General features: G+C 65.1%; 18 protein-coding genes. 11 read left to right on the top strand and 7 right to left on the bottom strand.

Annotated elements, in window-relative coordinates; genetic code table 11:
* The first annotated feature begins 3 nt into the window (after positions 1-3).
* A complete protein-coding gene (locus tag R6258_RS12945) occupies positions 4-795 on the top strand; it encodes a zinc-dependent peptidase (protein WP_318450910.1) in 792 nt (263 codons plus the stop codon).
* A 4-nt stretch (positions 796-799) separates the two neighbouring features.
* On the opposite strand, the gene R6258_RS12940 is transcribed toward R6258_RS12945, so the two are convergent.
* Both R6258_RS12940 and R6258_RS12935 read right to left on the bottom strand, forming a co-directional pair.
* Positions 800-2,212: an ATP-binding protein gene (locus tag R6258_RS12940; protein WP_318450908.1), complete on the bottom strand. Its 1,413-nt coding sequence runs from the start codon at positions 2,210-2,212 to the stop codon at positions 800-802.
* Positions 2,209-2,871, bottom strand: a complete 663-nt coding sequence (locus R6258_RS12935; protein ID WP_318450906.1) for a response regulator transcription factor — start codon at positions 2,869-2,871, stop codon at positions 2,209-2,211. The genes R6258_RS12940 and R6258_RS12935 overlap by 4 nt, the downstream gene beginning before the upstream one ends.
* Positions 2,872-3,283: 412 nt before the next feature.
* On the opposite strand from R6258_RS12935, the gene R6258_RS12930 reads away from it, so the two are divergent.
* From R6258_RS12930 to R6258_RS12910, 5 genes are all read left to right on the top strand, one after another.
* Entirely contained in the window at positions 3,284-4,036 is a 753-nt protein-coding gene (locus R6258_RS12930; protein WP_318450904.1) for a phosphatase PAP2 family protein, read from the top strand.
* The gene (locus tag R6258_RS12925) at positions 4,033-5,697 is read left to right on the top strand and encodes a phosphoethanolamine--lipid A transferase (RefSeq protein WP_318450902.1); all 1,665 of its coding nucleotides are present in this window, start codon (positions 4,033-4,035) and stop codon (positions 5,695-5,697) included. The genes R6258_RS12930 and R6258_RS12925 overlap by 4 nt, the downstream gene beginning before the upstream one ends.
* An 80-nt stretch (positions 5,698-5,777) precedes the next feature.
* The gene (locus R6258_RS12920; protein WP_318450900.1) at positions 5,778-6,584 is read left to right on the top strand and encodes a glycosyltransferase family 2 protein; all 807 of its coding nucleotides are present in this window, start codon (positions 5,778-5,780) and stop codon (positions 6,582-6,584) included.
* The gene (locus R6258_RS12915; RefSeq protein ID WP_318450898.1) at positions 6,581-6,874 is read left to right on the top strand and encodes a lipid-A-disaccharide synthase N-terminal domain-containing protein; all 294 of its coding nucleotides are present in this window, start codon (positions 6,581-6,583) and stop codon (positions 6,872-6,874) included. Before R6258_RS12920 ends, R6258_RS12915 begins: the two co-directional genes overlap by 4 nt.
* A 40-nt stretch (positions 6,875-6,914) precedes the next feature.
* Entirely contained in the window at positions 6,915-8,633 is a 1,719-nt protein-coding gene (locus R6258_RS12910) for a glycosyltransferase family 39 protein (RefSeq protein ID WP_318450897.1), read from the top strand.
* A 20-nt stretch (positions 8,634-8,653) separates the two neighbouring features.
* Here the strand turns inward: R6258_RS12910 and R6258_RS12905 are convergent, their stop codons facing one another.
* Both R6258_RS12905 and R6258_RS12900 read right to left on the bottom strand, forming a co-directional pair.
* A complete protein-coding gene (locus tag R6258_RS12905) occupies positions 8,654-9,241 on the bottom strand; it encodes a hypothetical protein (RefSeq protein WP_318450895.1) in 588 nt (195 codons plus the stop codon).
* A 72-nt stretch (positions 9,242-9,313) separates the two neighbouring features.
* Entirely contained in the window at positions 9,314-10,180 is an 867-nt protein-coding gene (locus R6258_RS12900; protein WP_318450893.1) for a LysR substrate-binding domain-containing protein, read from the bottom strand.
* A gap of 123 nt (positions 10,181-10,303) precedes the next feature.
* Here R6258_RS12900 and R6258_RS12895 point away from each other — a divergent pair, with 123 nt between their 5' ends.
* The gene (locus R6258_RS12895; protein ID WP_318450891.1) at positions 10,304-11,491 is read left to right on the top strand and encodes a TauD/TfdA family dioxygenase; all 1,188 of its coding nucleotides are present in this window, start codon (positions 10,304-10,306) and stop codon (positions 11,489-11,491) included.
* Between the two features lie 149 nt (positions 11,492-11,640).
* Complete coding sequence (locus R6258_RS12890; protein WP_318450889.1) at positions 11,641-12,330, top strand: TVP38/TMEM64 family protein; 690 nt, start codon at positions 11,641-11,643, stop codon at positions 12,328-12,330.
* 10 nt (positions 12,331-12,340) lie between these two features.
* Here R6258_RS12890 and R6258_RS12885 read toward each other — a convergent pair whose 3' ends face one another.
* Positions 12,341-13,642, bottom strand: a complete 1,302-nt coding sequence (locus R6258_RS12885; protein WP_318450887.1) for a glycosyltransferase — start codon at positions 13,640-13,642, stop codon at positions 12,341-12,343.
* Positions 13,643-13,705: 63 nt separating this feature from the next.
* Complete coding sequence (locus tag R6258_RS12880; RefSeq protein ID WP_318450885.1) at positions 13,706-14,647, bottom strand: LysR family transcriptional regulator; 942 nt, start codon at positions 14,645-14,647, stop codon at positions 13,706-13,708.
* 127 nt (positions 14,648-14,774) lie between these two features.
* On the opposite strand from R6258_RS12880, the gene R6258_RS12875 reads away from it, so the two are divergent.
* The 3 genes from R6258_RS12875 (at position 14,775) to R6258_RS12865 (ending at position 17,097) form a co-directional block, all read left to right on the top strand.
* Positions 14,775-15,851 (top strand): tartrate dehydrogenase, encoded by a 1,077-nt coding sequence (locus tag R6258_RS12875; RefSeq protein WP_318450883.1) that lies wholly within the window; start codon positions 14,775-14,777, stop codon positions 15,849-15,851.
* A gap of 119 nt (positions 15,852-15,970) precedes the next feature.
* A complete protein-coding gene (locus R6258_RS12870) occupies positions 15,971-16,408 on the top strand; it encodes a hemerythrin domain-containing protein (protein WP_318450881.1) in 438 nt (145 codons plus the stop codon).
* 134 nt (positions 16,409-16,542) lie between these two features.
* Positions 16,543-17,097 (top strand): lipocalin family protein, encoded by a 555-nt coding sequence (locus tag R6258_RS12865; RefSeq protein ID WP_318450879.1) that lies wholly within the window; start codon positions 16,543-16,545, stop codon positions 17,095-17,097.
* 99 nt (positions 17,098-17,196) lie between these two features.
* Here the strand turns inward: R6258_RS12865 and R6258_RS12860 are convergent, their stop codons facing one another.
* Positions 17,197-18,840 carry a methyl-accepting chemotaxis protein gene (locus tag R6258_RS12860; protein WP_318450877.1) on the bottom strand — a complete coding sequence of 548 codons (1,644 nt, stop codon included), beginning with the start codon at positions 18,838-18,840 and terminating at the stop codon, positions 17,197-17,199.
* Positions 18,841-18,892: the final 52 nt, after the last annotated feature.

The following is an 18,892-nucleotide window of genomic DNA, read 5'->3' as shown; positions in this document are numbered from 1 at the left end:
CCCATGAACCTGTGGAACGAACTCAAGCGCTGGGGCGGCGCGCACCGGCCCGGCCGTCAACCTTTCCCCGAGGCCGAATGGCAGCGCGCACGCCGACGGCTGCCGCTGCTTGCGGCGCTCGACGACGCCGAGGCCGAGCGACTCGGTCAGCGCGCCTGGGCGTTTCTGCATCGCAAGCGCCTGACGCTGCCCGACGACGATGCCTTCGACCTGGCCGCGCGCCTTGCACTGGCCGCCCAGGCCTGCCTGCTGACGCTCGGCTGGGACGATAGGGAGGCCCGCGAGGCGTTCGCCAACGTCCATCAGGTCGTGGTGGTCCCCGACGCCTTCCGGCGCCATGTGGAAGAGATGGACGAGGCCGGCGTGGTCCATGAGTACGAGGACGAGCGGGTCGGCGAAACCTGGTATCAGGGGCCGATCGTGGTGTCGCTGGCCGACCTGGCGGAAAGCGGCGACTGGACCGGCTTCAACGTGGTGATCCACGAATTCGCGCACAAGCTCGACATGGGCAATTCGCAGGATGTCGATGGTTGCCCGCCGCTGCCGCGAGACATCGCCGCCCAGGAGTGGCACCGGGTGTTCACGGCGGTATGGGACGATCTGCAGGCGCACCTCGTGCGCGGCGAGCCCACGCCGATCGACGACTACGCCGCGACGCATCCCGGCGAGTGCTTCGCGGTGTGCTGCGAGACCTTCTTCAGCGCCCCCGACCTGCTCGACACCGCCTACCCCGAACTCTACGCCTTGCTCGCGCGCTACTTTCGCCAGGCGCCGCTGGCTCGCCTGCCGCACTGAGCCTTCATGAAGCTTTGCGGCCTGGCATGCTCGGCCAGGCCAGGCTCACCTCGAGTCCGTGCGGCTCCCGATTGGTCAGGATCAACCGTGCCCGCTGGCGTTGTGCCAGTTCCAGGACGATCGACAGGCCCAGGCCGCTGCCGGTGATGCGCTGATCGGCGGCGCGCCGGAAGCGCTCGGTGACCCGCGTGAGCATGGCCTCGGGGATTCCCGGGCCGGTATCGCTGACTATCAGCCGGGCTTCACCCTCGGCGCTCGACAGCTCGAGCGTCACTCGTCCGCCGTCAGGGGTGTAGCGCAGCGCGTTATCGACGAGATTGCGCACCAGGATGCCCATCTCGACCGGATCGGCGCGGACCCGAAGCGCCGTCAATCCGGTCACTTCGAGCGTCTGGTCGCGCGCCTGGGCCCAGGGCCAAAGTTCGGCGATCAGCTCCAGCACCAGCGGATAGATATCGATGTCCTTCGCCTGCTGGGCGTCGCCCCGGTCCAGGCGGGCCAAAACCAATAGCTGTTCGACGACCCGCTGCAGGCGCGCCACTCCGGTATAGGCCTTGTCCAGCGACGCACTTTCGCCGGCGCGGGCGTTGTCGAGATGGATCTTGAGCCCGGCCAGCGGGGTACGCAGTTCATGGGCCGCATCGGCGGTGAAACGCCGCTCGCGCTCCAGCGTCTCGCGCAGGCGGGCGATGAAATCGTTGATCGAAGTCTGCAGACCGTTCAGCTCACGCGGCACGGCGGCATCGATGAAGCTCAATTGCCGGTCGTTGCGTCCGGCGACCTGGCGCGACAGGCTGCCGATGGGCTTGAGACCGCGCTTGACGGTCCATGCCGTGGCCAATAACAGTAGCGGCAAGGCGATCAGCATCGGAATCAGGTTGCCCAGCATGACCTTGCCGCCGAGCTCATCGATGAATTCCTTCTGGATGCCGGCGCGGATCCAGGTCTCGCTGCGTGCGTCGAGCAACGAAAACACCCGCCAACGCTCGCCGCCATAGTCGACCCAGCGATAGCCCTCGGCCTCGGGCGGCGGAAAGGGACCATGGTCGTTCCATCCCGCGCCCAACAGCAGTGGCGTCGCGTCGCCATTCCAGAAACCCATTGCAAGCATGCGTTCCTCGTGGTGGTAACGCACGGCGTCGTCGGGATCATCGGGCGGCTCGGCTCGGCCATCGGTATAACGCCGCGCCAGGTGACCGGGCTGATTGAGCCGTGCGGCGATCGCGCGATACGCCGCGGGGGACGTATCGGCACGAATCTGGGCGGCGATCAAGCGACCCTGCAGGCTCAGTTGAGCATCGAGGATCTCTTCCATCTCGTGCTCGGTGATTATGTAGGTGGCGGTGACGGTGAGCGCCGTGGCCGCGGCCAGTACCAGCGCCAGGGAGCGGGTGAGATAGCGTCTGATCGAGATCATTCACGGTCCGGAGTAAGCCGATAGCCGATGCCGCGCACCGTGGCGATCAGCCGCTTGTCGAGTTTCCTGCGCAGATGATGAATATGCACCTCGACGGCGTTGGAGGCCACCTCTTCGTTCCAGCCGTAGAGCAGGCTCTCGAGATGCGGCCGGGTCATGACCTTTTCCGGATGGCGGGCGAGTTCGAGCAACAGTGCGTACTCGCGTCGCGCCAGGGGCACGACCTGGGAATGCCAGGTCACTTCGTGACTCGCCTCGTCGATCCGCAGCGGGCCGATCTCGATGATCTGCGAGGCCCGCCCCTGGGCGCGACGCATCACCACACGCAGGCGTGCCAGCAATTCCTGCAGATCGAAGGGTTTGAGCACGTAGTCGTCGGCCCCGCCATCGAGCCCGGCGATACGCGCCTCGATGTCGTCACGCGCAGTCAGTATCAGCACTGGCATGGCGCTATGGCGGCGAACACCCTTCAACACTTGCATGCCATCGATGTCCGGCAGCCCAAGGTCCAGCACCATTACCGAGAAGGTATCGTAGCGAACCGCGGCTAGCGCATCGTGGCCGTTTTCCAGCCAGTCGACCGCATAACCCTCGCGCTGCAGGGCCGTCTTGATGCCGTCGCCCAGCAGTGGATCGTCCTCTACCAGTAATACACGCATGCCGGCCTCTTCGCTCTGCCCTAACGACCTTCACTATCCGCGCCCTTTCTTAAGGACACCTTAAGGCGAAATATTCAGAACAGTAAACCGGACAGTTCCAAAAATCGACAAAACAAAACACCGGTAAAAATTAACAGTTCATTTCTTACTTTCGACTTTTCAATTAAGTCTTCGTTAAGCAATGACAGCAAGAATAGGCTCAATAACGACGATCACAGGGTCATTGTTTATCGGTAAAAAGCCCACTTACCCGTCCCTATCGAAAAATTGAACTGACCGATGTCTATCAACACTTATCCGCTCAAGGCAAAGAGTAAACGATGATCCAGCCTTCGTTAAAAGACAACGCAACGCCAGGCACCCGCAGGGTTTTTAGAGCCCATTGCCTGGCGTTCATGGCAAGCATTTGGTTATGTACCCGCGACTGAAAAAGGACCGCCCTTGGCTGGCACTGGGCGCGTCCTGGGCCAGTTTCATCGCCTTGAGTATTCCCTATCGTCATTATGCGGTCGACTTCACGGTTGCCGACTATCTATTCAATAGCGAAGGCAACGACTGGACCCTGCAACATGCATGGGTGACCGAAACGCTATTGCACGAAGGCGGAAGATCTTTCAGTGAGCTGCTCGCTTTCCTCGCCATAGGCGGACTGATCACCAGCTTCATCCGGCCTTCGCTTCGTCGCTGGCGTCGCCCGTTGAGCTATCTGGTAATCGCGATAGCCGCCTCGACGATCAGTATCGCCACACTAAAACAACTGATCAGCATGGATTGTCCCTGGGATCTGGCGCGCTACGGCGGTGAGCTGCCATTCATCGGCTTGTTCGAAATGCGGCCCGGCAATCTGCCGGATTCCGCCTGTTTCCCGGCCGGACACGCCAGTGCCGGCTACGCCTGGTTGGCATTGTATTTTCTCTTCAAGGCAACCCATCCCCGCTGGCGCTGGCTCGGGTTGGCGATCGGTCTGGCGATGGGAGTGGCCTTTGGTTTCGCTCAGCAACTGCGTGGCGCTCACTTTCTTTCGCATGACCTATGGACGCTCCTCATCTGCTGGACGATCAGCGCACTGCTGGCCCGCGCCCTGCTGCCTCTACCTGAACCAACCGTGGCTGTAACGCGACCACTGGCTCATCCGCTGAATTCCAACGCGAGACCTTCATCATGACGTCGCTACTTTCGCGCTTGCCCAGCTCCGCGGCAGGCATCGTGGCAGGATCCTGGCACTACCGGCCCCGGGTAAGCACCGAATGCCTCACCCTGATCGTCACCGTGGTCTTTACGCTGTTGTATAACATTCCCTTCTGGCAAGGCGCCCTCGATGGACACGCCTGGTCCGCCCCCGGCACCTGGCTGTTGATTGCGGGATATGCGGTGGTACTGACCAGCCTGCAGTATGTGGTCTTCCTGCTATTCGTGAGCCGCTGGACGGCCAAGCCATTACTGGCGCTGCTGATCCTGGTCGCCGCCACGGTGAGCTATTTCACCGGCACCTACGGCACGTATTTCGACACCACCATGATCACCAACGTGTTGCAGACGGACAGCCGCGAAGCCGGCGAACTGCTGACCGAGAGCTTCGCGCTGCATATGGCCGTCTTCGCCCTACTGCCCATCGCGCTGTTGCATCGAGTGCGCATCCCGGCCATTTCCTGGCGCCGCGCTGTCCTTCGCCGCCTGGGCTATCTATCGCTCGCCGCCATCGCCCTGATCGCCTCCGTGCTGCTGACTTACCACAGCCTGTCGCCATTGATGCGCAATCGGCCCGAGCTGCGTTATCTGGTCACGCCGGGCAATTACCTGGTGTCGATGGGACGGGTCTTGACCGCCCACGACAGTGTCGAACCACAACAGCGACTGCCGCTTGAAAGCGACGCCAAGCTCGCCGCTCACCCCGGCCACAAACCGGCACTGCTGGTGATCGTGGTCGGCGAAACCGCACGCGCTGCCAACTGGGGGCTGAACGGCTACCATCGGCAGACCACGCCGCAGTTGGCCCAGCGCGACGTGATCAATTATCCGGATGTTTCCTCGTGCGGCACCAGTACCGCCGTTTCGGTGCCTTGCATGTTCTCCCCCCTGGGCCACGAGGATTACGACGAATCCTACATAGACAGCCACGAATCGCTGCTCGACGTGCTACGACATGCCGGCGTCAACGTGCTGTGGCTGGACAACCAGTCGGGTTGCAAGGGCGTGTGCGACGGCGTCGCCAGCGAGTACATCGCGCCCGACGACTATCCTGCGCTCTGCCAGGACGGGCGTTGCCTGGATGGCGCCCTGGCGAAGGAATTAAAACGACGCGTCGAGCGAAGCCACGGCGACACGGTGATCGTGTTGCATGAATTGGGCAATCACGGGCCCAGTTACTACCAACGCTACCCCGAGGCGTTTCGGCGTTTCACACCGACCTGCGACAGCGCCGACCTGAGCCAATGCTCCCAGCAACGAATCGTCAACAGCTATGACAATGCCATTCTCTATAATGATACGGTACTCAGCGACATCATCGACTTTCTCGCCCGGCAACAGCGCTTCGCGGCCTCGATGGTCTACCTGTCCGATCATGGCGAGTCGCTGGGCGAGCACGGGCTGTACCTGCATGGCCTGCCTTACGCCATCGCGCCGGACGAACAGACCCATGTGCCCATGATATGGTGGCTGTCCAAGGCCATGCAGCGCCGGGCGAGCATCGATTCCAGCTGTCTCAGATCGAACGCCGACCGGCCCCACAGTCATGCCAATCTGTTTCATAGCGTATTGGGGATCATGGGCGTAACGACGCAGGTGTACCGCCCCGAGTTCGATATCGTCAGTAGTTGCCGCTAAAGTACTCTCGAGGCACTTAAGGATTGCTTAAGAAATGCCCGTCAAACTGGACGGCTCGTGATAGAACATAGGGCTTCATCGTGACAGCACCGCAGCTTTCCATTGTAATTCCCGCCAAGGACGAGGCCGGCAACCTGCCTGCGTTGCTCGACGAGATCCAGGCCGCCCTGCCGGATACCGACTACGAGATCCTGGTGGTCGACGACGCTTCGAGCGATGGCACCTGGGAGCTGCTGTGTCGGCGTGCCGCGGGCGACGCACGAGTGCGTCCGTTACGCCATGCCGAGAGCGCCGGTCAGAGCACCTCGATCTGGCAGGCCGCCCACGCGGCGCAGGGTATCTGGCTGGCGACACTGGATGGCGACGGCCAGAACGACCCCGCCGACCTGCCCAGGCTTTTCGAACGCGCCCAGCGTGGCGACGTGACGCTAGTCATCGGGCAACGCACCAACCGTCGCGACGACTGGCTCAAGCGTCTGTCGTCGCGCATCGCCAACGGCGTCCGCGCGGCCCTGCTCAATGACGCGACACCCGATACGGGATGCGGCATCAAGGTCATCCAGCGTCGCGCCTTCCTAGCGCTGCCTTACTTCGATCACATGCATCGCTTCACGCCCGCGCTGGTGCTGATGCAGGGCGGAAGCTGCCTATCGCTGCCGGTCAATCACCGCCCGCGCGGCAGCGGACGCTCGCATTACGGGCTCAACAATCGGTTGTGGGCCGGGTTGGTCGACCTGCTGGGCGTCATGTGGCTGCGGCGTCGTTCGCGCCTGCCGTCGCCGCTGGAGAGCGTCAGCGGGCCTGCAGCGCTGAGCGAGGGCGAGGAGGCGCCCCGGCCCGAGCAGGCCGAAAGCGGTACGACGGCCCTGAAGGGACTGTCGCGATGAATCAGGAGTGGCTCTGGATTGCCATTGGCTTCCTCGGGCAGGCGCTGTTCTCGGCACGCTTCATGGTCCAGTGGATAGCTAGTGAGCGCGCCAAGCGCAGCATCGTTCCCAAGGCCTTCTGGTTTTTCAGCCTGGGCGGCGGCGCCACGCTGCTCGCCTATGCGCTGTATCGTCAGGACCCGGTGTTCATCGTCGGCCAGGGGACGGGGCTGTTCATCTATGTCCGCAACCTGATGTTGCTGCGTCGCGAGGAGCGCAATACCGCACAGAACGCCCCGCATGAGCCTTGAGCTTGCCTGGGGCCGTCATTCGCTAGGCCGTGAGTGATTCATGCAACGACCCGTCTACCTGCGCGGCAACCAGCGACTGATCTGGTTGCTGCTGCTGATCGCCGCCGTGCTCTTGCTGGCCCTGGGCATCGGGTTACGCGACCCGTGGCCGGCCGACGAGCCGCGTTTCGCACTCAATGCCCAGGAGATGCTGGAGACCGGTAACTTCTGGATCCCCCACCGGGGTGGAGAGCCCTACCCCGACAAGCCGCCGGTCTTCATGTGGGTCTCGGCGGCCTCGATCGCCCTGACCGGCTCGGTGCGGCTGGGCTTTTTGCTGCCCTCGCTGATCGGCGCGCTGGGCACGCTGGGGCTGGTGATGGACCTTTCGCGACGGCTCTACGGCCGGCGCATCGCCACGCTGGCCGGCATCGCACTGCTCACCACCCTGCAGTTCGTGCTGCAGGCCAAGACCGCCCAGATCGACATGCTGGTGACGCTGTGGACCACGCTCGGCGCCTACGGATTATTGCGTCACGCCCTGCTGGGGCCGGCGCGGCGCTGGTGGTACATCGGCTGCGTGGCGATGGGGCTGGGCGTGATCACCAAGGGCGTGGGATTCCTGCCGCTATTGATGCTGCCGGCCTGGGGGCTGCTGGCACGGCGCGGGCAGGCCGGCCGCCTGGCCTGGAAGGACCTGGGATTGGGCCTGGCGGCGCTTCTCGGAACCATTGCGCTGTGGGTAGTACCGATGGCACTGATCACCACCCTGGGTGACGATCCGACCCTCACCGCCTACCGCGACAATATCCTGTTCAAGCAGACCGGCGAGCGCTACGCCGAGTCCTGGCACCATCTCAAGCCCTGGTACTACTACCTCGTCGCGGTGATTCCCTGGGCCTGGCTGCCGCTGGTCCTCGGGCTGCCCTGGCTGATACCCGCCTGGTGGCATCGCGCCCGCCGGCTCGACGCCCGGGTACTGCTGCCGCTCAGCGGGGTGATTCTGCTGGTGATGTTCTTCTCGCTGTCGCCGGGCAAGCGTGGCGTGTATGTACTGCCGGGTATTCCACTGCTGGTGCTGGCCATGGCGCCATTGCTGCCGGGCCTGCTGTGCAAGCGCTGGCTGCACTGGCTGGGGACCGCCCTGGTCGCGGTGCTGGGCGGCATCTTCCTGGTTGCCGGCGTGCTCGGTGCCGTCGGCCTGCCGGCACTCACCGACCTGGCCACCAAGTATGGCGTCTCGCCGTGGCTGTGGTGGATCGTGCTGGGGCTGAGTGCGGGGGCATTGCTCTATTGGCTGCGGCCACGCCAAGGCATGCTGGCCCTGGCCGGCTGGCTGGCGGTGTTCTGGTGCCTGTGGTCGACCTGGGGCTACATCCAGCTCGACGCCACCCGCTCGCCGCGCGACATGATGCAGCGTGTCGAGCGGCTCACCGGCGACGATGCCTGGCTGGCGATGCCCGCCTTCGACGAGGAGTTCCTGCTGCAAACGCGTCAACCGACCGTGCACTTCGGCAACGCCACGCCGCTGGAGCGACAGCTACAGCGCGCTTTCGCCTGGATCAACCAGGCACCGCACAAACGCTGGCTGTTCATCGATCAAGGCAAGGCCGACGAATTGCAATGCGCCGAGCTCTCAAGGGCGCTCGATCTGGGCTTCCAGAACAGCGATCGCTGGTGGCTGATCCCGGGCGAGGCCTTCGACGCCTGCCGGGGGGACGCACAGGCGGCACCGCTGTATGTCGTGCCGACCAGCCTGGAGGCGTCGGCACACGGCTGAGGCTGGCTGAGCGGCGGGCCTCACTGCGAACTCGACCAGTCCTGGCTGCGCGAGGGAGGATTGGGCTCGGGGCAGTCGAGGCTACCCGTCGACCAGCTATCGCTGCGCAACTGATGGCAGCGATCGGGACCTTCCCGCGGATCGCGTGGAAGCCGACGGCCGTCGCTCGAGACGCCGTCGACGATCACTTCGACATTGGGCGTCCATGCGCCGGGACGCCCGTGATGGCCATAACGATCCCGATCCCGACCCCAGCCATCATGATGGCGCCCGTCATGATGGCGACCGTCATGGCGATCACGATAATCATAATCGTCGCGTCGGTAATGCCAGCGTCCGTCCCGATAGGGATCGCGGTAATCGCGTTCGTAGTCGCGGCGTTCACGGTCGCGTTCGTAGTCGCGGCCATCGTAGCCACGCCCATGATCGCGGCCGTCTTGCCAACGCATTCGCTCGCCGCCGCGGTGCATGTCGCTGCCGAACGTCTGGTTGCCGAACGTGATGTCATAGCGCCGCTCGTCGGCGACCACCGGCAGCGGGGTCGCGAGCAACAGGTACCCGACGATCAGCAGGCCCCCCGCCAGCGTCGGCTTGTCCGTGAGTCGCATCGGATTCTCCCAGTCAGGCTTTCTTTCAGCTTTCTTTCAGAGTAGTTCGCTATTCGTCTCCCCACCCTGAACCTAGCCACCCTGCGCCACCAGCCAATCCCACAGCAGCAATGCCTCTGGGCGCGGTGAACGGCGTGCCGGACGCACCAGCCAGAAGCCCTCGTCGCTGGGCACGCTCAAGGCGAACGGCGCCACCAGGTCGTGACGCTTGGCCAGCAGGCTGCGATGAACCAGCGCCACGCCGCCGCCGCGGGCCGCCAATGACAGCGACATGACCTGGCTGTCGCACATCAGCGAGCCACACTGACGATCAAGCCCGGGCACCCCGGCGCGCTCGAGCCAGGCCGGCCAGCCCACGGCAAAGCCCATCGCATGGATGAGCGTCTCGCCGGCCAGCGCCTGCGGCGTGGTGAGGCGTTCGGCCGTTCCGGCCGAGCAGGCCGGCAAAAGCTCTTCGTCGCCCAGCGAAAAGGCCACCGAGCCCTCCCATTGGCCGAGCCCGTAGCGGATCTCTATATCGGCGCCTTCGGGGCCGAAGTCGTCGCGCCAGATCGCGCTGACCAGGCGTACCACCACCTGTGGATGCTGGCGATGAAAGTCGAGCAGCAGCGGCGCCAGCCAGGTCTGCTGCATCACCGGCGTGGCGCGCAGCGTAACCGGAGCCTCGGCGCGGGGGCCGAACACCTCGGAGGTGCCCTCGGCGAGCCGCGCGAAGCCTTCCTGTACGCTCGGCAGCCAGGCTCGGCCGGCCGGGGTCAGCGTCAGACTGCGTGCATGGCGGATGAAGAGCTTCTGGCCCAGGCGATCCTCGAGCAGGCGGATGCGCTGGCTGACCGCCGACTGGGTCACCGCCAGCTCCTGGCCGGCCTGGGTGAAGCTCAGGGTACGCGCGGCGGCTTCGAAGGCCTGCAGCCATTGCAAGGGGGGAACGGCGCTCATGGGAAAGTTACCTATAAGCCATGCTTGGTCATTGGTCCTAGATTAATCGTTTGTCGAAGTCCCGTGCAAACTCCATGCTGTGTTCGTTCAACCGATACAGACGTTCGCAACAGGAGGCCACCGATGACGACCGCGAGTCCCGATCGCACCCAGCAGACAACCGCTCGCCAGCGCTACGACATGGGCGAGTTGTCGGCTTATGACGACGGCCCGACCCTGAACGATGCCGTGGCGACCGGCGCGCGCGTCACCGTGACCTGGGACGATGGCGTCCAGGGCCATTTCCCGCTGCTGTGGTTGCGCGATCATTGCCCGTGCGCCGCCTGCCGCCACCCGCTAACCCGCGAGCGTCTCTACCTGCCGCTCGAGAGCATTTCCGGCGCGCCGGGCGTTAGCCTGGACGGTGGCATCCTGCGTCTGGAATGGGCCGACGGCCATCTCAGTCATTACGATCCGGTATGGCTTCATCAGCGCCGCCTGGAAGAGGCCGGCACGCAACCGGCGCAGGCGCTGCCGGCGCGCCGCCCCTGGACGCGCGACTTTCGCCCCGCCCGCGTTCGCCACGCCGACTTCCTCGCGCTCCAAGGCGAGCGCGAATGGCTCGAAGCGCTGCTGCGCGACGGCCTGGTGCTGCTCGAGGACGGTCCGCTGGCCGACGAGGAAGTCAGCCGGCTGGCCGGGCGCATCGGCCCGATGCGCGCCACCAACTTCGGTGCGCGTTTCGACGTTCGCTCCAAGCCCAACCCCAACAACGCCGCCTACACGGCCATCGGCCTGGCGCTGCACTCCGACCTGCCCAACTGGCGCCAGCCGCCGGACATCCAGATGCTGTATTGCCTGCAGAACGAAGCCGAGGGCGGTGAATCGATCTTCGCCGACGGTTTCGCGGTGGCCGAGGCCTTGCGCGACGTCGATCCCCAAGCGTTCCGCGTGCTCGCCGAGACGCCCATCGACTTCCGCTTCCAGGACGAGGAGCACGACATCGCCGTCCGCGCGCCGGTGATTCAGCTCGACGCCGACGGCAACCCGCTTGAAGTGCGCTTCAACAACTGGATCCGCGACACCCTGCGGTTGCCGCTGGACAAGGTCGAAGCCTGGTACGCGGCCTACCAGCGCTTCTGGCAGATGCTCCACGATCCCCGGCATCAGATCGAATTCGTCCTCGAGCCGGGCCAGATGGTCGCCTTCGACAACCGCCGCGTACTACATGGCCGGCGCGCCTTCGACCCCAATACCGGCAAGCGTCACCTGCAGGGCACCTATCTCGATCTGGACCTGCTGGAGTCGCGCCTGCGCGTCCTCGCGCGTTGATCGACACTGCGTGTCTGCGCGCACCCATCGAAGATTACGCCGTTACCGTGCCCGGGCCCTGCGCCCGGGCATTTTGCCTGGCGGCCGTTGGCCGCCGGCGCTTATGCCAGTATCCTGAACGCGAATCCTTTCGCGACGAGCTCTGCCCCATGAACCGCTCCCTGGGCCTCGTCATCGCCCTGCTGCTCGGCCTGATCGGCCTGGGCCTGCTCTGGCAGTGGCTGGCGATGAACGATGCGCTGACCCCGCAACGGCTGATGGAAACCACCCGATACGCACTGAGCTGGCGTGATTCGCCATGGGCGGTGCCGGTGGTGATGGGCGTCTACGTCGGGGCGACACTGATGGTCTTTCCGCTGAGTATCCTGGTGGCGGTGACCGGGTTGCTGTTCGGTCCGCTGTGGGGTTTCGGCTACGCGCTCGCCGGCACCCTGCTGGCCTCGGCCGTCACCTACTGGGTGGGCCGCAAGCTCGGCCGCGAGGTGCTGCTGCGTCACGGTGGCAAGCATCTCAATGGCCTGGCCAAACGGCTCGCCGGGCGCGGCATACGCACCATGACGGTGGTCAATCTATTACCGCTGGCGCCGTTCACGCTGACCAACATGATGGCCGGTGCCTTCCATCTGCGCTTTCGCGATTACATGGTCGGCTCGCTGATCGGAATCATCCCCGGACTGGTCGGGGTCACGTTGCTGGGCAGCCAGCTCAAACAATTGATTACCGCCGAGAATCGCGGCGAGCTGGCGTGGGCATTGGGCGGGATCACGCTCGGCGTGCTGGTGCTGGTCGCGCTCAAGCGTTATGCGGATCGCAAGCAGCGCTCGCGCCGCGCCCCCTGAGCGTTGCCGGTCATTTCTGCGAGGCTTCCGGCTCGTCCGGCCTGACCAGCGGCAGGCCGAACATCGGCTCGTCCTGCAGCACCGAACGCAGCACCCGGCCGCGATGGCGCAGCAGCTGCCATTCCGCCTCGAGCCGTCCGCGCACACGCTCCCAGGCACCGTCATCGGCATGGCTGACCGGGCCGCCGGCGGCAATCACCCGCCGATAGACCGCCAGGCATGAATCGGCGCAGCAGCCCTCGTCGCACGCGTCGGCGGTCGCCAGCGCGCCTTCGCGCAGCGCATCGCGCAACGCCGGGTCGATCAGCTTGTCGAGCGCCTCGCCGAACGCGGCGACATCGTCACGCGCCAATGACAGTCCATTCTTGCCGTCGCGCAGCACCTCGCGCACCCCCGAGGCGTCGATCGCCACCACCGGCAACCCTGCCGCCATCGCCTCGACCAGCACCATGCCCTGGGTTTCGCTGTGCGAGGCGAAGGCGAACACGTCCATGGCGTGATAGGCGTCGATCAGCGCCTGATCGTGCAGCTTGCCCGAAAAATGGAAGCGATCGGCCACGCCCTGCTGGGCCGCCGCGCCGTGCATGGCGGTACGCGCATCGCCATCGCCGACGATCAGGAAATGCGCCTCGGGGTGGTCGGCCAGCCAGTGGGCCACCGCACGGGCGAGGAACGGCAGATTCTTCTCCTGGGCCAGGCGGCCGACGTGCCCCACCAGGTAGGCCGACTCGGGGATCCCCATCCGCCGGCGCAGCGCCAGGCCGTCGCCGTTGGCGAAGCGGCGCGTGTCGACGCCACTCGGGACCACGTACACGGCGCTGTTGGCGCCACGCTGGAACAATAGACCGCGGATGCTTTCGCTGGGGGCGATCACCGCATCGCAGAGATGGGTGTATTCGGTGGACAGCGCGACGGCGAAACGTTGCATGCGCGGCGAATCGCCCGGCACGTAGTGGGTGTAGTGCTCGTAGAGCGTGTGATGGGTGAACACCAGCGGCAGGCCGTAGGTCTCGGCGGCGCGCGCGGCGGTATCGCCGAGCAGGAACGGATGGTGCGAATGGACGATGTCGGGTTCGAAGGCCTCGATGGCCTCGTAGAGCTGGCCGGGAATCGGTACCGGTAGCGAGAAGTCGCTGCCGTTGAAGTGCTGCACCGCCGCCACGCGGATCACGTCCGGCTCATGCCGCGGCTGTCCCTGCAGCTTGGGCGCCACCACCAATACCCGATGCCCTTCGGCCTGCAGGCGCCCCTTGAGTCGCTGGACCGACTCGCTGACGCCGCCCACGATTGGCCGGTAAGTATTGGTAAACATGAGGATATTCAAGCCATCGCCTCCCTTGGCACTCAGGACGCCCACTTGGGGGTGCACATCATATCAGGCCGAGCCGTGCTTGCCTGCTGTCGAGGTGCCCACATCCTGGGGTGGCACGCGTCCGGGCAGGTTGTCTTCAAGGTAGGCGATAAAGGCCCCTAGCCGCGCCGGTAAATGTCGACGCGGCTCGTAGACGGCGTAGAAATCGGCAGCCACGCCTTGCCAGTCCGGCAGCAGGGCCTGCAGCTCGCCACGTTGCAGGTAAGGGTAAACGTCCCACCATGAACGCAGCATGACGCCGTGGCCGTCCAGCGCCAGGCGCGTGACCACCTCGGCATCGTTGCTTGCCAGCCGCCCACCGACCTTGATCGCCGTCGTCTCGCCGTCACGATCGAAGCGCCACAGTGCATAGCCGCTATCGTTCTCGCGCACGACCAGGCAGTCGTGGCCGGCCAGCTCGCGCGGATGCGCCGGCATGGCGCGGTGGGCCAGGTAGGCCGGAGCGGCACACAGCACCCGCCGGTTGGCCAGGACGCGCCGCGCGACCACGCGGGCATCGGGTGGCGGGCCGACGCGAATGCCCACGTCGAAACCGTGGTCGGCCAGGTTGAGCGGGAAGTTGGTCAGTTCGAGCAGCACCTCGAGACGCGGATGCTCGGCGGTGAAGCGCGAGATCAGCGGCGCCACGTGGCGCCGGCCGAAACCGAATGTCGCGTTGATCCGCAGTTGGCCGCTCAGTGCCGCCTGACGCGTGTTCAGTGCGCCTTCGAGCTCACCGAGTTCGTCGAGGATCGCCGCGCCGCGCCGCCGGTAGAGCTCACCCTCCGCGGTCAACGTCAACCGGCGTGTGGTGCGGCTGGCGAGTTCGACGCCGAGCCGCGCCTCGAGCTGCTTGAGACGCTTGCTCACCGCCGACAGCGACATGCCCAGCTCCTGCGCGGTGGCGGTCAGGCTGCCGCAGCGGGCCAGGTGTTGAAAGAATGCCAGATCGTCGAGCGGAGCCATGAGTCGACCGATTCTCCACTTTTTCGCAACAATGGCTTGCACTCTAGCCTGATTATCTCGGCGCGCCCAGCGTCTAGACTGGGTGGACAGACGCCCACCGAACAATCAATGCACCAGGAGACGCCCCATGAGTCACAAGATTGCCGTGATGGCCGGCGACGGCATCGGTCGCGAAGTCGTGCCCGAAGGGCTTCGCGTACTCGAGGTCGCTGCCGAGCGTTTTGGCATCGCCCTGGAATTCGAGCACTTCGATTTCGCCAGCTGCGATTACTACCTCGAACATGGCCAGATGCTGCCCGACGACTGGCGCGAGACGCTCGGCCGCTTCGATTCCCTGTTCTACGGCGCGGTCGGCTGGCCCGAGAAAGTCCCCGACCATATCTCGCTGTGGGGCTCGTTGCTGCAGTTCCGGCGTGGCTTCGATCAGTACATCAACCTGCGCCCGTGCCGCTCGATGCCCGGCATCAAGAGCCCGCTCGCCGATCGCCAGCCCGGCGACATCGATTTCTACGTGGTCCGCGAGAACACCGAGGGCGAGTACTCGAGCATCGGCGGCAGGATGTTCGAGGGTACCGAGCGCGAAGTGGTGATCCAAGAGACCGTGATGAGCCGCATCGGCATCGATCGGGTGCTCAAGTACGCCTTCGAGCTGGCCGCCCGGCGCCCGCGCCACAAGCTGACCTCGGCGACCAAGTCCAATGGCATCTCGATCACCATGCCCTACTGGGACGAGCGAGTGGAGGCGATGGCCAAGACCTACCCCGACGTCACCGTCGACAAGTTCCATATCGACATCCTCGCCGCCAATTTCGTCCTGCATCCCGACTGGTTTGACGTGGTGGTCGGCAGCAACCTGTTCGGCGACATCCTCTCCGACCTGGGCCCGGCCTGCACCGGCACCATCGGCGTCGCGCCCTCGGCCAACATTAATCCCGAGGGCGATTTCCCGAGCCTGTTCGAGCCGGTCCACGGCAGCGCCCCGGACATCGCCGGACGCGGCATCGCCAACCCCATCGGCCAGATCTGGTCGGGTGCGATGATGCTCGAGCACCTCGGGCACGAGGACGCCGGCCGCGCGATCGTCGATGCCATCGAGGCGGTGCTCGCCGAGGGACCGCAGCAGGCGCCACTGACTCCCGACCTCAAGGGCAAAGGCAGCACCGAAGAGCTCGGCAAGGCGATCGCCGACAGGCTGCGCGGGTAAAATCTCGTGCAGCGGGCGGGCCTGCGGTCGTCATCCGGGTCCGTGATCGGCTAAGGTAACGAGCGGCGTCCCTGGCAGGCGCCGCCATCAGGATGCCAGTTCATCACAAGGAGATAACCGTGACCCTATTCGAAGCCTTGCGCGAAGATCACCAGACCCAGCGCACCCTTCTCGACCTGCTGACCAGGACCCATGGGGACAGCGACGGTCGCGACGAGCTGTTCCAGAAGGTCAAGGCCGAGCTGCAGTACCACGCCAACGCCGAGGAACGCGCGCTCTACGTGCCGATGATGGAGCACGACATGACCCAGGAGAAGGCGCGTCACAGCGTGGCCGAGCATCACGAGATCGACGAAATGATCGAGACGCTCGAGGCTACCGACTACAGCTCGTCGAGCTGGATCGCCTCGGCGAAGAAGCTCCAGGAACTGGTCAATCATCATCTGGACGAGGAGGAGCAGGAGGTCTTCCAGCTTGCCGGTCGCGCGCTCAGCGACGCCCAGAAGAACCAGCTGACCGCCACCTACCGCAACGCCATGGCCGAGCAGCGCCAGTAACGCCGCCGTTCCAGGGCCGGGCGCCTCCGGGCCCTCCCGGGGGCATGGCGATCTCGCCTGGCGGTGTATGCAACTTTTTGCACGCACGGCCATCACAGTAGGGGTCACCGCGAACAACACCGATAAGGACGTTCATGGCAACCCGACTGCCGCATTTTCCGCGTCTCACCTGGCTCGCCCCCTTCTCGCTGCTCGCGGGCTGTACCGGCATTCCCGACGGCACCGAACCGGTCACCGACTTCGAACTCGAACCCTACCTCGGGCAATGGTATGAAATCGCCCGTCTGCCGCATCGCTTCGAGGAGGGGCTGGCCTGCGTCACCGCCACCTACGAGCGCCACCCGGAGGGCGGCGTCAAGGTCATCAACCGCGGCTACGATTTCCAGGAAGCCAGCTGGGACGTCGCCGAGGGTCAGGCGCAGTTCATCGACGAGCCGACGGTTGGCCGCCTCAAGGTCAGCTTCTTCGGCCCCTTCTATGGCGGCTACAACATCCTCGAACTCGACGACGACTACAGCCATGCCCTGGTCGCCGGCCCCGACCGCGACTACCTGTGGATCCTCGCGCGCCAGCCGCAGCTCGAGGAGGCCACCTACCGGAGCCTGGTCGAACGCGCCCGGGAGCTCGATTTTCCGGTCGACGAGCTGATCAGGGTCGAGCAGGATCCCAGCGTCTGCCCGGATCGCTGATCGGCGCGCAGCCGATCCACGCAAAAGCCCCGGCAGGACCCTGCCGGGGCTTTTTATCTTGCATGGCGAGCGACCCAAGCCGCTCGCCCCGACCACCACTCAGGCGTTGTCGACGACCCGAAAGCGCGCCACCGCTTCATAGAGCTGGCCCGACTGATCTTCAAGCGAACCCGCTGCGGCAGCGGCCTGCTGGACCAGCGCGGCGTTCTGCTGGGTCACCTGATCCATCTGCGTCACGGCCTGGCTGACCTGTTCGATCCCCGAAGATTGCTCGTTGGAAGCCGCGGAGATTTCACCCATCAGGTCGCTGACCCGCTGGGCGCTGTCGCGGATCTCGCTCATCGCGCTGTCGGCCTGGTCGACCAGTTTCGCCCCGGTGTTGACCTGCCCCACCGAGCTTTCGATCAATGCCTTGATGTCGCTGGCGGCCTTGGCCGAACGACCGGCCAGGTTGCGCACCTCGCTGGCGACCACCGCGAAGCCGCGCCCCTGCTCGCCGGCGCGCGCCGCTTCCACCGAGGCGTTGAGCGCCAGCAGGTTGGTCTGGAAGGCGATGCCATCGATCAGCGTGATGATGTCGGCGATCTTGCCGGAGCTTTCGCGGATATCGCCCATCGTGGTGACGACCCGGGAAATCACCTCCTGGCCGCTGGCCACGGACTCCGTGGTCTGCGCGGCGAGACGGTTGGCCTGGCCGGCGTTGTCGGCGTTCTGGCTGACGGTCGAGGTCAGCTGCTCCATGCTCGCGGCGGTTTCGGCCAGCGATGCCGCCTGCTCTTCGGTGCGCGCCGAGAGATCGTTGTTGCCGGTGGCGATCTCGCGGGTACCGGTGTCGATCGACTCGCTGGCGCGGCGGATCCTCGCGATGGTCGCTGCCAGCTCGCCGCGCATGCGCTCGATGGCGTACATCAGGCTGCTGGTGTCGCCACTGCGCAGCGGCGTCGGCCGGGTCAGGTCGCCGTCGGCGATGCGCCCGACCACGTCGACCGCCGTGCGCGGCTCGCCGCCGAGGCTGCTGTAGACATTGCGGATCAACACCAGAAACACCGCCGTCAAGGCACCGCCGGCGACCAGCAGGATCATTGCATACTGCCAGAGCTTGCCGATAAAGGCCGACTCGATATCATCCGTGTAGACACCCGCCGCCATGTTCCATCCCCAGGGTTTAAAGCGCTCGACATAGCTAAGCTTGGGGAGCAGCGTCTTGTCCTCGGCGCTGCGCTGCGAGTGGTAGGGCAAGAAACCGCCCTCCGCGGCCAGGCCGGCCAGGTCGCGATAGACCGCCACGCCATTGGGATCCTGGTAGTCGCGCATGCTGGTGCCCGGCTCGCGACGTGGGTGGTAAACGATATCCACGTCCGCATCAAACACGAACACATAGTTGTTGCGTTCCTCACCGAAGCGCATGGTATCAAGCGCCGTGATAGCCCGCTGCTGGGCCTCTGCCTGATCCATCTCGCCCGCTGACACTTGTTTCGCATAGCCGTCGAGTAGCGTATGCACCATGCCGACGATGTTGTACAGCGACCGCTGGCGGTCTTCGTACATGGTGTTGCGGCTCTGCCAGGCCATGCCGACGACGATGCCGATCATCACCATCCACATCAGGGCCAGGGTCAGCCACATCTTCTTCTTGAGCGTCCAGCCCGCCAGCCGCGGGAGCGACCGGCTCGACGCTCCCGGAGAAGCATCCGTCCGGGAATGACTCCCGTCATGCACCATCACCGCGCTACTCGCTGCCATCGTCTATCCTCGCATCTGCTCTCGCCCCGTTTTGGACTACCGTCTTATCGGC

Origin of the sequence: Halomonas sp. HP20-15 (genome assembly GCF_033446685.1) — a bacterium.
Classification (GTDB): Bacteria; Pseudomonadota; Gammaproteobacteria; order Pseudomonadales; family Halomonadaceae; genus Modicisalibacter.
The sequence above is the reverse complement of the archived record's forward strand: the minus strand, read 5'-3'. Positions and strand labels throughout refer to the sequence as shown.